This window comes from Mesorhizobium sp. ESP-6-4, assembly GCF_020164735.1.
GTDB lineage: Bacteria > Pseudomonadota > Alphaproteobacteria > Rhizobiales > Rhizobiaceae > Mesorhizobium.
On sequence record NZ_JAIUGS010000003.1, the window covers coordinates 359,930 to 372,975 of the forward strand.

Here is a 13,046-nt window from a genome sequence, read left to right on the forward strand (position 1 = left end):
CCGGACATCTCCCCACAAGGGGGGAGATTTGGCCGCCACGTTTGCTTTCGCCAATCTCCAACGGACGGACGAAGCGCCGGAACTGCTGATCTCCGCCCAAGTGGGGGAGATGCCCGGCAGGGCAGAGGGGGGCGCGAAGGAACTCGACGGTGGCCGCCGAACGCACTTGGCGCCTGACGCTTAAGCCGTCTTCGCCGCCACGGTCTCGCTGAGCCAGGTGCCGATCTTGGCGCCGAGGCGGTCGGGCGAGACCGGTTTCGGCAGATAGTCGTCCATGCCTGCCTCGATGCATTTTTCACGGTCGCCCTTTAGCGCATGAGCGGTGACGCCGATGATCGGCGTGTGATCGCCATTCTGCGCTTCGATGGCGCGGATGGCGCGCGTCGCCTCATAACCGTTCATCTCCGGCATGGAGACGTCCATCAACACCAGGCGCGGGCGCAACGAGCGGTACATCTCGACGGCCGTCCGACCATTGCCGGCTATGCGATAGCTGAGGCCAAAACCGTTGAGGATCTGGCCGAAGACCAGCTGGTTCACGTCATTGTCCTCGGCGATCAGGATATCGATCGGGCCGCTCGGCGCTGCCGTCGATTCCGGTACCGCCGGCACGGACACCGACGGGCCGCGGATGACGGTGAAGGCCGGCGGGGCCGCCTGGGCCGCGACCGGCTCGCGCACGAAATGCGCCTTGGCGCCTTGCGTGCGCGCCTTCTGGATGGCGGCGATCACGGTGCCCAGCAGCACCGCCGAACGCGCCGGCTTGGTGAGATGCGCGACGATGCCGAAATCGATCACCATGCGGCCGAAATCGACTTGGTCGACCGAGGTGAGCAGCACGACGGGGATGGAGGAGAGGCGGCTGTCGGCGGCGATGGCTCTGGCGATGTCGGCGCCGTTTATGCCGGGCATCTGGTAATCGAGGATGATGCAGTCGACCGAGGCGCCGAGCTGGCAGGCGCGGTCGAGGAAAGCGAGGCCGACCGCGCCGCTTTCGGCGGCCGCGCAGTCGAAGCTCCAGCTTCTGAGCTGCTCCAGCAGGATCTCGCGGTTGACCGGATTGTCGTCGATGACCAGCACACGGGCGCCGGTGACATCGACCGGCACCAGCTCGTCACGCGCCTGCTGGCTATGCGCCGGCAGCGGCACGGCGAACCAGAACACGGAGCCGCGGCCGATCTCGCTTTCGACGCCGATCTTGCCGCCCATCAGGTCGACAAGCCGCGCGCCGATCGCGAGGCCAAGGCCGGTGCCTTCATGGCGGCGGGTCGAGGAGCCGTCGACCTGGGCGAATTTCTCGAACACGCTTTGCAGTTTTTCGGCTGGAATGCCGATGCCGGTGTCCTCGACGCGGACCTTGAGCTGAACCACACCGTCGACGACATCGCCGCCGACATCGATCAGGACATGGCCCTTCTCGGTGAACTTCACGGCGTTGCCGAGCAGGTTGGTGACGATCTGGCGGAAGCGCCCGGCATCGCCGACGACGAAGGCCGGCAGGCGCGGGTCGACGCGCACGATGAGCTCGAGGTTCTTTTCGGCAACGCGCGCCGACACCAGCGTCGCCACATCCTCGACCGCCTCCGCGAGGCGGAAAGGGGCGGGGTCGAGCGTCAGCTGGCCGGCATTGATCTTCGAGAAATCGAGGATGTCGTTGATGATGGTGAGCAGCGCGTTGCCGGATTTGACGATGACGTCGGTGAAGGTCTTTTGGCGCGGCGTCAGCTCGGTCTTGGCAAGCAACTCGGCCATGCCGAGAACGCCGTTCATCGGCGTGCGGATCTCGTGGCTCATATTGGCGAGGAATTCGGATTTGGCACGGTCGGCGGCCTCGGCCTTGAACAAAGATGCGGCGGTCTCGGCGAAGGCGCGGCGGATCGCATTCTCCATCGGCCGGAATATCAGAAACGCCGCGATGGCGAGCACAGCGAACAGCAGGCCGCTCGCCCACAGGAGCAGCCGGTCGCTGGAAGCATCGGCGAGGCGGCGCTCCTCGTCGAGCGCGGTGCGCACCTTCACCAGCATCGGCTGGGCGAAAAGGTCATTCTGGTTGCGGATCTCGCGGTAGCTCCACTCGTCGACCTTCTGGGCGACTGCCATCAAGTTGAAGTTGCGCACCATATCGCGCGCCGACCAGAACAGGTCGTCATTGACCGAAGCGGTGTCCAGCGCGTTGACGGTGTTGTTCGACAGGCGCGGCCTGATCGCGGCAAGCTGGGCGTTCAGGATCCCGATCTCGCCCATCAGGCGTTCGGAATGGCCGCGCGCGGCGGTCGCCAACGCATCGCGCGTCTCGCTGCGCCAGGCGGTGCCGGTGGTCTCGGCGAAATTGGTGGCGTTGCGCAGGTCGCGGGCGAAGATGACGAAATTGCCGCTGAGAGCATCGACCTCGTGGCGGTACGAATTCACACGGTTGAGCGCGAACATGACGGCGGCCGAGGCCAGCGCGAAGACAAGCAATCCCGAAATGTAGCGGATCCGGATCGACCGGAGGAAGGAAGAATATTCCGGCATGCGCAACCCCAACACATACGCACAATTTTAATGGTCGGGATTACGCTTGATTTACATTAAGATTTCGTTGGAGGGAGGTGGTCTTGTCGCAGCTTTTGATGCAGGGGCGACGTATCGCTGTCCGCGACAGACAGGTCTAGCGCACTGGACCTCCGGACAGCGCTTTGACCGGACGGCAGATCGTCAATCCGTCGTATCGGAGAGGATACGGTTTCCCTTGCGCAGCGTGATCCGCCGTCGAGGATGCTCGTCCCTTGCGGCTTGAAAAATGGCGCGGGCAAGCTGGGCTGTAACGGCGCGTGCGAGAACCCGTTCGATGACCTCATGGCTGTCGGCGTGCCAGAGTTCGATACGATAGGGCAGCGCTTCGGCCGAACGGGAAGAGTTGGCGCTCCGTGTCATAGACAGGCCCCTGCCTAATTCGCCGGACCGTTCCATCTCGAAACGAAATTGTTCTTGTGCCGCAAGGTGACGTAGCGGTCCGGGTGCTCACGCGTCGCTGCGTAATAGGCAGCGTAGCCGATGCTGGCATTTGCCGTGACGGCGAGGACTTGTTCGACACCGTTCTTGGTGGCGTTCCACAACTCGACCCTATACGGGAGTTCGTCGTGCTCGGCAGAGCCGAGTTCGTGAGAGACGGGATTTTCCTCGTCATCTCCAGGCTCGTTTTCCGGAGCAAAGCTGTACAAATAACCTGGGTTTCTGAGATTGGCTGCGAGAGCGGATGAATATGTCGCCATTGATCCAAGCTCGTTGCTATGCAGGATAGGCACGCTTATGTTGCAGACGCGTCACCGGACGAACTGCCTGATGCGAGCGTAATGCGGGTTCGACAATGCCACTGACCACAGCCGACGCGCAACACCTTTCCGACAGCCGCCGCCTCGAACTCTTCATCGACGCTGTCGCCGACTACGCGATCTACACCCTTGATGCAGATGGCTTCATCACCAGCTGGAATGCCGGCGCCGAGAAGATAAAGGGCTACGCGGCTTCGGAAATCCTGGGGCAGCATTTTTCCCGATTTTTCACAGTCGAAGATCAGGCGAATGGGGTTCCGAGCAGGATGCTTGCCGCGGCAAAGGCGGAGGGAAGATACGAGGCCGAAGGATGGCGGGTGCGCAAGGACGGAACCAGGTTCTGGTCGAGCGGCCTTGTTCAACGGGTACTGGACCGCAACGGCGTTCTTTTGGGTTACGCGAAGATCACGCGAGACATCACGGAGCGCGTCGCCGCGCATGAGTCGCTGCTGCAGAGCGAGCGGCGCTTCCGCATCCTTGTCGACGGCGTGACCGACTATGCCATCTACATGCTCGATCCAAGCGGCGTGATCACCAATTGGAACGCCGGCGCCGAGCGGCTGAAAGGCTACGCTGCCGAGGAAATCGTGGGCCAGCATTTTTCCAAATTCTATACTCGTGAAGAACGCGCAAAAGGCGCGCCGCTCCGGGTTCTCGAAGCAGCCGTGCAGAACGGGCGATATGAAGGCGAGGGTTGGCGCGTACGCAAGGATGGCAGCCGTTTCTGGGCATCGGTTGTCGTTACCCCGATCCACAACGACGCAGGCCGACTCGAAGGATTCGCCAAGGTCACGCGCGACATCACCGAACGCCGTGCGGCGCACGAAGCTTTGCGCCAAAGCGAGCGCCAGTTCCGCCTTCTGGTGAGCGGCGTGACCGACTATGCGCTCTTCATGCTTGACCCCAACGGGCTGGTGACCAGTTGGAACGCCGGCGCGGAGCGCATCAAGGGCTATGCGGCCGAAGAAATCATCGGTCAGCACTTCTCACGTTTTTACACGGAGCACGACCGCGCCGCCGGTTTACCTGGCCGCGCGCTCTATACGGCAACACGGGATGGACGCTTCGAGACCGAGGGCCATCGCGTCCGTAAGGACGGGACGCTGTTCTGGGCGAATGTGGTGATCGATCCGATCCGCGACGAGCGGGGAGAGCTGATCGGTTTCGCCAAGATCACGCGCGACATCACCGATCGACGCGATGCTGAGATCGCACTCCGGCAGGCGCAAGCGCAACGCGTTCATACGCAGAAAATGGATGCGCTCGGCCAACTGACCGGCAGCATCGTGCATGATTTCAACAACCTCCTGACGGTGGTCGAAAGCTTTGTTCGCCTGGGCAAGAAGGTCGGTGTCGATCCCGAAATGAAGCGCGCGACCGAATCCGTGGAGCTTGCGCTCCAGCGCGGCGCCGCATTGACACGCCAGTTGCTGGCCTTCTCGCGCAAGCAGGCTGCCCGCGCCGAGGTCGTCTCGCTGGCAGAGCGCGTGGAAGCCGTCCGCGCAATGATAGCGGGCTCCATGCGCAAATCGGTGAAATTGGTCGCCGCTGTCGGACCCGAAACCTGGCCAGTCAAGGTCGACCCCGGCGAACTGGAGCTTGGTCTCGTCAACATTGCCTTTAACGCGCGGGACGCCATGCCAGACGGTGGCCTGGTAACGATAACGGCGGAGAACGCGCTGTTGTCGAGCGAGGATAACGCAGCCGGCCTGCAAGGTGAATTCGTCGCGTTGCGGGTGACCGACACAGGCATCGGCATTGCGGCAGACGTGCTTCCGCAGGTTTTCGAACCGTTCTTCACGACCAAAGGGCCCGAGAAGGGTACAGGTCTCGGCCTCGCCCAGGTCTACGGCTTGGCGCAGCAGTCCGGCGGCGCGGTCACAATTGACAGCGAAGTCGGCAAGGGCACGACGGTGACGATCTATCTGCCCCGGGCCGATATGGCAGTCGCCGCGCAGAGCGCCGAGCCGGAACAGCCGGCCAGCGCGAATGTGGTGCCGTTGAGGACAAAGGGCCGTTTTGCCGATGATCAAGACTGATGACGTCGCCGCCGATGCTGTGAGGTGACGACGAGAGAGCGGTATCGGGCGGCCACGACCGCAATGATCGCCAGGTGAAGCAGGATCGCGAGAGCTGCGCCGATCAATTGCGGGACAAGACCTCCCGTCCGGCCGATCATCCAGATCGTGACGACGCTCAGTGGCAAAAACAAAATGACGCTGGTGACGAGGCCGGGATTGTATTTGCCGAGCCGCGCCGATGTGACGAGGTGCGCGAGCGCGTTCACGATCATGACATACGGGGCAACCAGGCCCCAGGCGGGTCCCCACAGGAATGCCGCATAAAGAGCCAGCAGGTTGATGCCCCAGACAAACGGCAGGTTGATGACGAGAACCGAGGCGACGGTAAGGGCGTCACGGCCGCCGAAAACATTTTCGTTCGCGAATTTGCGGAATCGGTCGCCGGCGTGCTCTTCGACCTGATGGACCATGTAAAACGGGCTGTGCAGGAAGATCAGGAACACCGGCAGCGGAAGCGATAAGACCGGCGCGGCCGCTATGAGCGATGCTGCCATGAACCCTGCACCGATGACCCAATAATCGGCCAGCCAGGCTTTCAGCTTAAGCATTGGTTCCCCGCCTCGTCAGTCAGCGATCCTGCACGAATGGACGCGCATCGCCAGAACTATTCAAGTGCGTGGACGCCGTGGCGCTACGTGACCATGTCGATATTGACTGCCGCGACCGCCCCTGAGACAGTCAATGGAAGATGCGCGCCTCCAAAACTTGGCACCCCGCTGGCTCGGCCACCCGTTGCGGCGTCTGGCCTTTCGCCATTGATCAGAGGTGGAAACGCGAGCATGAGAAGCGGCCGTGAGCGAACCTATACAGCGGACAGTTGAGACCAACGGCATCCGCCTCAATGTCGCGGAGCAGGGCGAAGGGCCGGTGGTGCTTCTGTGCCATGGCTTCCCTGAATCCTGGTATTCCTGGCGGCATCAGCTGGGCGCGCTCGCAGCGGCGGGCTTCCGTGCCGTCGCCCCCGACATGCGAGGCTACGGCAAGAGCGACCGGCCGGAAGCGATCGACCAATACACGCTCTTTCATCTGGTCGGCGACATGGTGGGTCTTCTCGACGCACTCGAGGTCCCCAGCGCCGTCATCGTCGGCCACGACTGGGGTGCGGTGGTGGCCTGGCATGCCGCGCTGCTACGGCCGGACCGCTTCCATGCCGTCGTCGGCCTCAGCGTTCCGTTCCGGCCGCGCGGCAATGCGCGTCCGACCAGCCTCATGCCGCGAACGGCGGAGTCCCAGTTCTACCAGCTCTATTTCCAGCAACCCGGCATTGCCGAGGCGGAGCTGGAACGGGACCCGCGGGCCACGGTGCGCGCCATGCTTTACGCGGTGTCGGGAGACGCTTCGGACGGCGGCGCCAGAATTGCCATGGTCCCGCACGGCGGAGGTCTCCTGCAAGCCGCCGAGGTTCCTGCAAGTCTGCCGCACTGGCTCAGCGAAAGCGACAGCGATTTCTACGCCGGCGAGTTCCAGCGCACCGGCTTTGCCGGAGGTCTCAACTGGTACCGCAACATCGACCGGAACTGGGAACTGATGGCGCCCTTTGCCGGCGCGCGGATCAAGGTTCCCGCTCTCTACGCAGCGGGCGACCGTGACCTTGTAGTCGCCTTCCCCGGCATGGATCAACTGTTGGCCAATCTTAGGAACTTCGTCCCGCAAATCCGCGATACGCTGATGCTGCCCGGCTGCGGGCATTGGACCCAGCAGGAGCGCCCGGACGAGGTCAACGCCGCGATGATCGATTTCCTGCGGAGCTTGCCGAAGCGGGGCTGATCCAAGGGAAAGCGAGTATCGGCTCCGACACGGAAAGTTGGGCGTGCGCTCGGCAAGCGACTCGCCCGGTTCAAGTCAGGCACTATCCTCGGCCCGGTAGGCGTCGGGAAGAATGAAGACCTCGTCGGCGCGGCCATAGCCTCCGTCGGGAACTTCCTCGATCAGCACCATGGTGTGGGGGCGTACACCTTCGCCGAAATAGTCGACGAACATCTGCGTGGTCTTGTGGACGAGGTCTTCCTTTTGCGCCTTTGTGAGGGCGGCCTCGGGCATCTTGAAGTTGGCAAAGGGCATTTCCAGGTTCCTTCCGGTGGATTTCACGGCTCTGGATGGAGGGCCGGGGAGGCGTCAGCGACCGGACCGATGATGTCCGTTCGTTGTCCTGGAGCGGATATAGACTGCTGCGGATGCCGGATAATCACCCGGCCATCGACAGCAGTATTCGAACATAGCGAACAATCGGAGCTGTTGTCGGCTTCCGCAATGGGCGCCCGCCGCGCCACAGTTCAGCTGTTGCGCGTCGCCACGAAGGTCGCCGCTTGCTTGAGCAGCTCAGCCCGCTCGCCATAGGGCTCGAGCAGCGCATGCGCCTGGTCGATGAGGCCGTGGAGCTGGCCGCGCGCCCAGCCGGGACCGTGCAGTGCTGCGAGCGTCGCCTTGCCGGCGGCCGCATCCTTGTTCGTCGCTTTGCCCATCTGCTTTGCGTCGGCGGTCAGGTCGAGCAGGTCGTCGGCGAGCTGAAAGGCAAGGCCGATCGCCGAGCCGAACTCCGCCAGCCGCTCGCGGTCGGCAGGAGGCGCGCCGGCGACGATCGCGCCGGCTTCGCAGGCGAAGCGGATCAGCGCGCCGGTCTTCATCGCCTGCAGCGTGATGATCCCCGCCTCGTCCGGCCGTTCGCGCTCCGCTTCCAGGTCCAGCATCTGGCCGCCGACCATGCCGCCGGCACCGGCCGCACGGGCAAGGGCGAGGACCAGGGTGGCGCGGCGCTCCGCCGCCAGCAAGGTCGCATCGTCGGCGACGACGTCGAAGGCCAAGGTCAGCAACGCGTCGCCGGCGAGGACCGCGGTCGCCTCGTCAAAGGCCCTGTGCACCGTCGGCTGGCCGCGCCTCAAATCGTCGTCGTCCATGGAAGGCAGGTCGTCATGGATGAGCGAGTAGCAATGCACGCATTCGAGCGCCGCGGCGACGCGCAGCGCCGCCTCGCTATCGGCGGAGAAAAGAGCCGCGCCTTCCATGACCAGAAATGGCCGCAGCCGCTTGCCGCCATTGAGCACGCCATGGCGCATGGCCGCCATCAGGCGCTCCGGCCGCACGATCTCACTGGTGAGCGGACGCGCGTCGAGGATCCGCCGCAGCTCGGTCTCGACCGCGGCGGCGCGCATGAAAAGCGCGGATTCGAAGGCGATCTGGTTGTCTTTGCCCATGGCCGGGACCGGTAGCCGACACTCAGACATTGCGCAAGCAGGCTCGCGCCTTTATGCCGGAAGAGGCGAGGCACGGGTGGACGGCTTGACGGAACCGATCGTCGAATATGAAAGCGAAGGGCTGGACATGGCGCGACGTCGGCGCCTGAACCGCGCCGGTCTCAAGCGGCTTGGCCGGCGTTGCCTGGTCGTGGCGCTCGTGCTGGCAGTCATACCGGTCGTGCTCACCTTCCTTTATCTGCCACCTTTCGTGCATCCGGTCTCGACGCTAATGCTGAAGGACCTCGTGACTTTTTCCGGCTACGACCGGCGCTGGGTGTCGATCGATGACGTGGCGCCGGTGCTGGCGCATTCGGTGATCATGTCGGAGGACGGGCAGTTCTGCTTTCATCGCGGCGTCGATCTGGGCGAGTTGCGCGGCGTGGTCGACGACGCGCTGGCCGGCGAGGCGACGCGCGGCGCCTCCACCATCACGATGCAGACGGTGAAGAACCTTTTTCTGTGGTCGCGCCCATTGGGCAGCGTGCGCAAGGTGGTCGAGCTGCCCCTGGCCGTCTATTTCGATGCTGTGATGTCGAAGCGGCGGATCATGGAAATCTATCTCAACATCGCCGAATGGGGGCCGGGCATCTATGGCATCGAGGCCGCCGCCCGGCATCATTTCGGCGTCTCTGCCAAGCAATTGTCGCGCCGGCAGGCGGCGCTGCTTGCCGTCAGCCTGCCCAACCCGATCGCGCGCAATCCCGCCAGGCCGGGGCCGGGCCTGCGGCGGCTGGCCTCGCTGATCGAGCGGCGCGCGAGCAGGTCAGGCGCCTATGTCGGCTGCCTTGACTAGGTGCATCGATATTCAAGTGAGCCCGGCCTGCGAACGGCGGCTACCTGCGCTTCCGGTGCTCACGTACTTAAGTACGCTCCGCTCCGGTTCTCGGTGGCCACCGTTCTCGGCTCGGCCTGACTTGAATCTCGACACACCTAGTTCCTGTCCTCCTGCGGCAAAAAAATTCGCGCCGGCGCTGGCCAAAACGGCGCAAGGCGTGTATAGGCACCCGACTTTCTCAGATTATGGCCTCGATGCGGCCCTTTCGCGAGGGTTGCCGGGGCATTTTGACCATGTAGTGGAGCATATCCATGGCCGTTCCAAAAAGAAAAACCTCTCCGTCGAAGCGCGGCATGCGCCGCTCGGCCGACGCGCTCAAGGCCCCGACCTATGTCGAGGACAAGAATTCCGGCGAAATGCGCCGCCCGCATCACATCGACCTGAAGACCGGCATGTATCGCGGCCGCCAGGTTCTTGAGCCGAAGGAAAGCTGAGCGGCTTCCGCGGTTCGTGACGTTTCAAAGACCGGCCTCTGGCCGGTCTTTTTGCGTGCGGCCCTTGGTTGAGGGAGACCTGGGTCTCGCAGGCTGCAGAAAAGCCGGACAACCGGCTGACATTGTTATTTCATTAGGTCTTAGAGCGTGTTCGCCGCCGCCGGCGAAAAGCCTTGACGGCGCGCCTGCCGCGGATTTTACAAAAGGGGTGCCCATGGAGTCGCCCAGATGTTCGGTGCCATCCCGCTGCTGATCGTGCCCTTCGTCCTCTACAATCTCGGCCTGCTGGGATTGTTCGGCGGCGGCGACGATCCCTGGACGACCGAGATGTTCTCCTTCCGCATGATGTCGGGCGGCGTGTTCTCGATGACGCTCGGTGGCCTGATGGTGCTGATCGGGCTGATCTTCCTGTTCGTCGAGATATCGAAATCGGTGCGCACCACCAATGCCTCGATCCTCGATCACCTTTTGTCGACGCTGGTCTTCATCGCCTTCCTGGTCGAATTCCTGCTGGTGAAGGGCGCGGCGCACTCCGTCTTCTTCACGCTGATGGTCATCGCGCTGTTCGACGTGCTGGCCGGCTTCTCGGTGTCGATGCGGTCGGCCAGCCGGGATATAAACTTAAATTGACGTTGCCTCAGCCTTTCGCGCGACCACTGCCTCATAGGCAGCGCGCAGTTGCTGGCGCACGGTCGGCGTGCCCGGCGGCGTCTTGGATGGTGCGCCCAAATGCTCGTGACGCAGTTCGTCCATGAATTGCTCCCATAGCGGCGGGCCGCCCTTTTCGAGCAGCTCGGCTCGGATCGACAATTCTTCCGTGACCGGCAGCCAGACGCGTCCCCAGGCGCCGAGCTGCGCCATGATGGGCACCAGCGTGATCGCCATCTCCGTGAGGCTGTAGATCGCCTTCTGCTTGTGACTGGGGTCGTCGGCCTTGGTCAGCAGACCGAGCTCCATCAGCCGCTTCAGTCGGTCGGCCAGGATGTTGGAGGCGATGCCTTCCAGCGAGCCGTTGAGCAACTCGCGAAAATGGCGCCTGCCGCCGAAGATCATGTCGCGCAGGATGATCAGACTCCAGCGGTCGCCAAAGACCTCGAGCGACAGATTGATCGGGCAGCCGGACCGACGGTCGATGCTCATGGCACTCTCCAGAAAAACCAGTTGCATTATGATATCGGTTTGATTATCGTGCAACTGATTGCAAATTGCAATCGGATAGGAGGAGCAGATGACCAACGCGGCGCAGCTTCCCGACATCATTTCGGAAAGCTTCGGGAGTCCGAAAGATCCGCCGATCCTTTTGATCATGGGCGCCATGGCTTCGATGCTGTGGTGGCCGGAAGCCTTCTGCCGGCAACTTGCCGGGCGCGGCCGCTTCGTCATCCGCTACGACAACCGCGACACGGGCCTATCGACCAAATTTCCGCCGGGCGCGCCGCCCTACACATTCGAGGATATGGTGGACGACGCCATGCGCGTGCTCGACGACCATGGCGTCGCCAAGGCGCATGTCGCCGGCATGTCGATGGGCGGCATGCTCGCGCAGAGCGTGGCGCTGAAATATCCCGAACGCGTCAGCGCGCTCACCGTGATCTCCTGTTCGCCGCTCGGCGTCGATACATCCGGCCTGCCCGGAACGACCGAAGCCTACAAGCAGCACTCGGCCGAAGGCGGCAACGTCGACTGGTCGAAGCGGGAGCAGGTGCTCGACTTCATGGTCAAGGATGCCCGCGCCATTGCCAGCACTCGCCATCCGTTCGATGAGGGGCGGACGCGCAAGATGATCGAGGAGGATTACGACCGCTCCGGCGGTCTCGCCAGCGCGACCAACCATTTCCTGCTCAAAGGCGGCGGCCCGCAGCGCACGGTGCGGGATCTTCGCGTGCCGCTGCTCGTCATCCACGGTAGCGCCGATCCGCTCTTCCCCATCGAACATGGCGAAGCGCTCGCCAAGGCGATTCTCGGCGCAAAGCTGGTCAAGGTCGAAGGGGGCGGCCACGAACTGCATCGCAACGACTGGTCGCAGATCATCGAGGCCATCGCCGCACACGGCTAGCGCCGGCAAGACGCCGGCTTGACTTGAGCCGTCCGCGACAATAGTGAAGTAGTTACTTCAGTATCGATTATCCGAATGCGAAAGAGAGCCGGAATGTCCCTGACGCTGCATTTCCACCCGCTGGCCTCGTTCTGCTGGAAGCCGCTAATCGCGCTTTACGAGAACGACACGCCATTCGAGTCGGTCATTGTCGACCTCGGCGACGAGGCTTCCCGCGCTGCATTCCTGAAAGTGTCGCCGACCGGCAAGATGCCGGCGCTGCGTGACGATGCGCGGGACCGCACGGTGCTGGAATCGACCATCGTCGTCGAATATCTCGCCGCGCATTACCCCGGGCCGGTCGAGCTCATTCCCGCCGATATCGATCTCGCCCTGCAGGTCCGCCAGGCAGACCGCTTCTACGATTTCTACGTGCAGCATCCGATGCAGAAGATCGTCGGCGACAGGCTGCGGCCGACGGACAAGACCGATCCGTTCGGGGTCGAGGAGGCCCGCGCGCAGCTGCGCAACTCCTACGCCATTGTCGACGAGGAGATGGCGGCAAGGACCTGGGCCGTAGGCGAAAGCTTTACCATGGCCGACTGCGCCGCCTCGCCGGCGCTGTTCTACGCCAACAAGGTCGAGCCCTTCGGCGAAAAATTCCTGGCCTTGAAACGCTACCACGACCGGCTGCTCGCGCGCCCGTCCTTCGCCCGGGTGATCGAGGAAGCGGGACCTTACTTCAAGCTCTTTCCGTACAATAACGGCTAGAGCGAGATGCTCCACGATCCCGCCCAGCTCGACCTGATGTTCCAGGCGCTCGCCGACCCGGCGCGGCGGCAGATGGTGGACCGTCTGTCGCGCGGGCCGGCTTCGGTCAGCCAGCTTGCTGAACCGTTAGCGATGTCGTTGTCGGCCGTCGTCCAGCATCTCAACGTGCTTGAGGCAAGCGGTCTGGTGCGGACCGAAAAGCTTGGCCGGGTGCGGACCTGCCGGATCGAGCCGCAGGCGCTTCGGGCCGCCGAGCACTGGATCAACGAGCGGCGGCTTGCCTGGGAGCGTCGGCTCGACCGCCTCGGCGATTTCCTCGCTGAAACGAAAGATGAAACCTGAA

The 13,046-nt window shown here is 63.4% G+C and carries 15 protein-coding genes; 8 read left to right on the forward strand and 7 right to left on the reverse strand.

Annotation, left to right across the window (positions count from 1 at the left end):
* Positions 1 to 180: 180 nt before the first annotated feature.
* The 3 genes from LB523_RS08865 to LB523_RS08875 form a co-directional block, all read right to left on the reverse strand.
* Entirely contained in the window at positions 181 to 2,514 is a 2,334-nt protein-coding gene (locus tag LB523_RS08865; RefSeq protein ID WP_224602256.1) for a response regulator, read from the reverse strand.
* A 183-nt stretch (positions 2,515 to 2,697) separates the two neighbouring features.
* On the reverse strand, positions 2,698 to 2,916 hold the full coding sequence (locus tag LB523_RS08870) for a hypothetical protein (RefSeq protein ID WP_224545566.1): 219 nt from the start codon (positions 2,914 to 2,916) through the stop codon (positions 2,698 to 2,700).
* 14 nt (positions 2,917 to 2,930) lie between these two features.
* On the reverse strand, positions 2,931 to 3,254 hold the full coding sequence (locus LB523_RS08875; protein ID WP_140841535.1) for a hypothetical protein: 324 nt from the start codon (positions 3,252 to 3,254) through the stop codon (positions 2,931 to 2,933).
* Positions 3,255 to 3,349: 95 nt separating this feature from the next.
* Here LB523_RS08875 and LB523_RS08880 point away from each other — a divergent pair, with 95 nt between their 5' ends.
* On the forward strand, positions 3,350 to 5,353 hold the full coding sequence (locus LB523_RS08880) for a PAS domain-containing sensor histidine kinase (RefSeq protein WP_224602258.1): 2,004 nt from the start codon (positions 3,350 to 3,352) through the stop codon (positions 5,351 to 5,353).
* Here LB523_RS08880 and LB523_RS08885 read toward each other — a convergent pair.
* The gene (locus tag LB523_RS08885; protein ID WP_224532577.1) at positions 5,344 to 5,943 is read right to left on the reverse strand and encodes an HXXEE domain-containing protein; all 600 of its coding nucleotides are present in this window, start codon (positions 5,941 to 5,943) and stop codon (positions 5,344 to 5,346) included. The genes LB523_RS08880 and LB523_RS08885 overlap by 10 nt on opposite strands.
* A 244-nt stretch (positions 5,944 to 6,187) precedes the next feature.
* On the opposite strand from LB523_RS08885, the gene LB523_RS08890 reads away from it, so the two are divergent.
* Entirely contained in the window at positions 6,188 to 7,162 is a 975-nt protein-coding gene (locus tag LB523_RS08890; RefSeq protein WP_224602261.1) for an alpha/beta fold hydrolase, read from the forward strand.
* 75 nt (positions 7,163 to 7,237) lie between these two features.
* Here LB523_RS08890 and LB523_RS08895 read toward each other — a convergent pair whose 3' ends face one another.
* On the reverse strand, positions 7,238 to 7,456 hold the full coding sequence (locus LB523_RS08895; RefSeq protein ID WP_095767338.1) for a tautomerase family protein: 219 nt from the start codon (positions 7,454 to 7,456) through the stop codon (positions 7,238 to 7,240).
* A 212-nt stretch (positions 7,457 to 7,668) separates the two neighbouring features.
* Entirely contained in the window at positions 7,669 to 8,586 is a 918-nt protein-coding gene (locus LB523_RS08900) for a polyprenyl synthetase family protein (protein WP_411966446.1), read from the reverse strand.
* Between the two features lie 76 nt (positions 8,587 to 8,662).
* Between LB523_RS08900 and LB523_RS08905 the strand changes: the two genes are divergently transcribed.
* The 3 genes from LB523_RS08905 to LB523_RS08915 all read left to right on the forward strand — a co-directional run bounded on the left by LB523_RS08905 (position 8,663) and on the right by LB523_RS08915 (position 10,527).
* On the forward strand, positions 8,663 to 9,421 hold the full coding sequence (locus LB523_RS08905) for a transglycosylase domain-containing protein (RefSeq protein WP_095767340.1): 759 nt from the start codon (positions 8,663 to 8,665) through the stop codon (positions 9,419 to 9,421).
* Between the two features lie 293 nt (positions 9,422 to 9,714).
* Positions 9,715 to 9,897, forward strand: a complete 183-nt coding sequence (rpmF, locus tag LB523_RS08910) for a 50S ribosomal protein L32 (RefSeq protein ID WP_006203806.1) — start codon at positions 9,715 to 9,717, stop codon at positions 9,895 to 9,897.
* A gap of 228 nt (positions 9,898 to 10,125) precedes the next feature.
* Positions 10,126 to 10,527 (forward strand): hypothetical protein, encoded by a 402-nt coding sequence (locus tag LB523_RS08915; protein WP_140545089.1) that lies wholly within the window; start codon positions 10,126 to 10,128, stop codon positions 10,525 to 10,527.
* Here LB523_RS08915 and LB523_RS08920 read toward each other — a convergent pair.
* Complete coding sequence (locus LB523_RS08920; RefSeq protein WP_224602263.1) at positions 10,519 to 11,037, reverse strand: winged helix-turn-helix transcriptional regulator; 519 nt, start codon at positions 11,035 to 11,037, stop codon at positions 10,519 to 10,521. The two genes, LB523_RS08915 and LB523_RS08920, sit on opposite strands and share 9 nt — an antisense overlap.
* Positions 11,038 to 11,125: 88 nt before the next feature.
* Between LB523_RS08920 and LB523_RS08925 the strand changes: the two genes are divergently transcribed.
* The 3 genes from LB523_RS08925 (at position 11,126) to LB523_RS08935 (ending at position 13,045) form a co-directional block, all read left to right on the forward strand.
* Positions 11,126 to 11,953 carry an alpha/beta fold hydrolase gene (locus LB523_RS08925; RefSeq protein ID WP_224602265.1) on the forward strand — a complete coding sequence of 276 codons (828 nt, stop codon included), beginning with the start codon at positions 11,126 to 11,128 and terminating at the stop codon, positions 11,951 to 11,953.
* A 93-nt stretch (positions 11,954 to 12,046) separates the two neighbouring features.
* On the forward strand, positions 12,047 to 12,703 hold the full coding sequence (locus LB523_RS08930) for a glutathione S-transferase family protein (RefSeq protein ID WP_224602267.1): 657 nt from the start codon (positions 12,047 to 12,049) through the stop codon (positions 12,701 to 12,703).
* Positions 12,704 to 12,709: 6 nt separating this feature from the next.
* On the forward strand, positions 12,710 to 13,045 hold the full coding sequence (locus LB523_RS08935; protein WP_095767344.1) for an ArsR/SmtB family transcription factor: 336 nt from the start codon (positions 12,710 to 12,712) through the stop codon (positions 13,043 to 13,045).
* Position 13,046 lies beyond the last annotated feature (1 nt).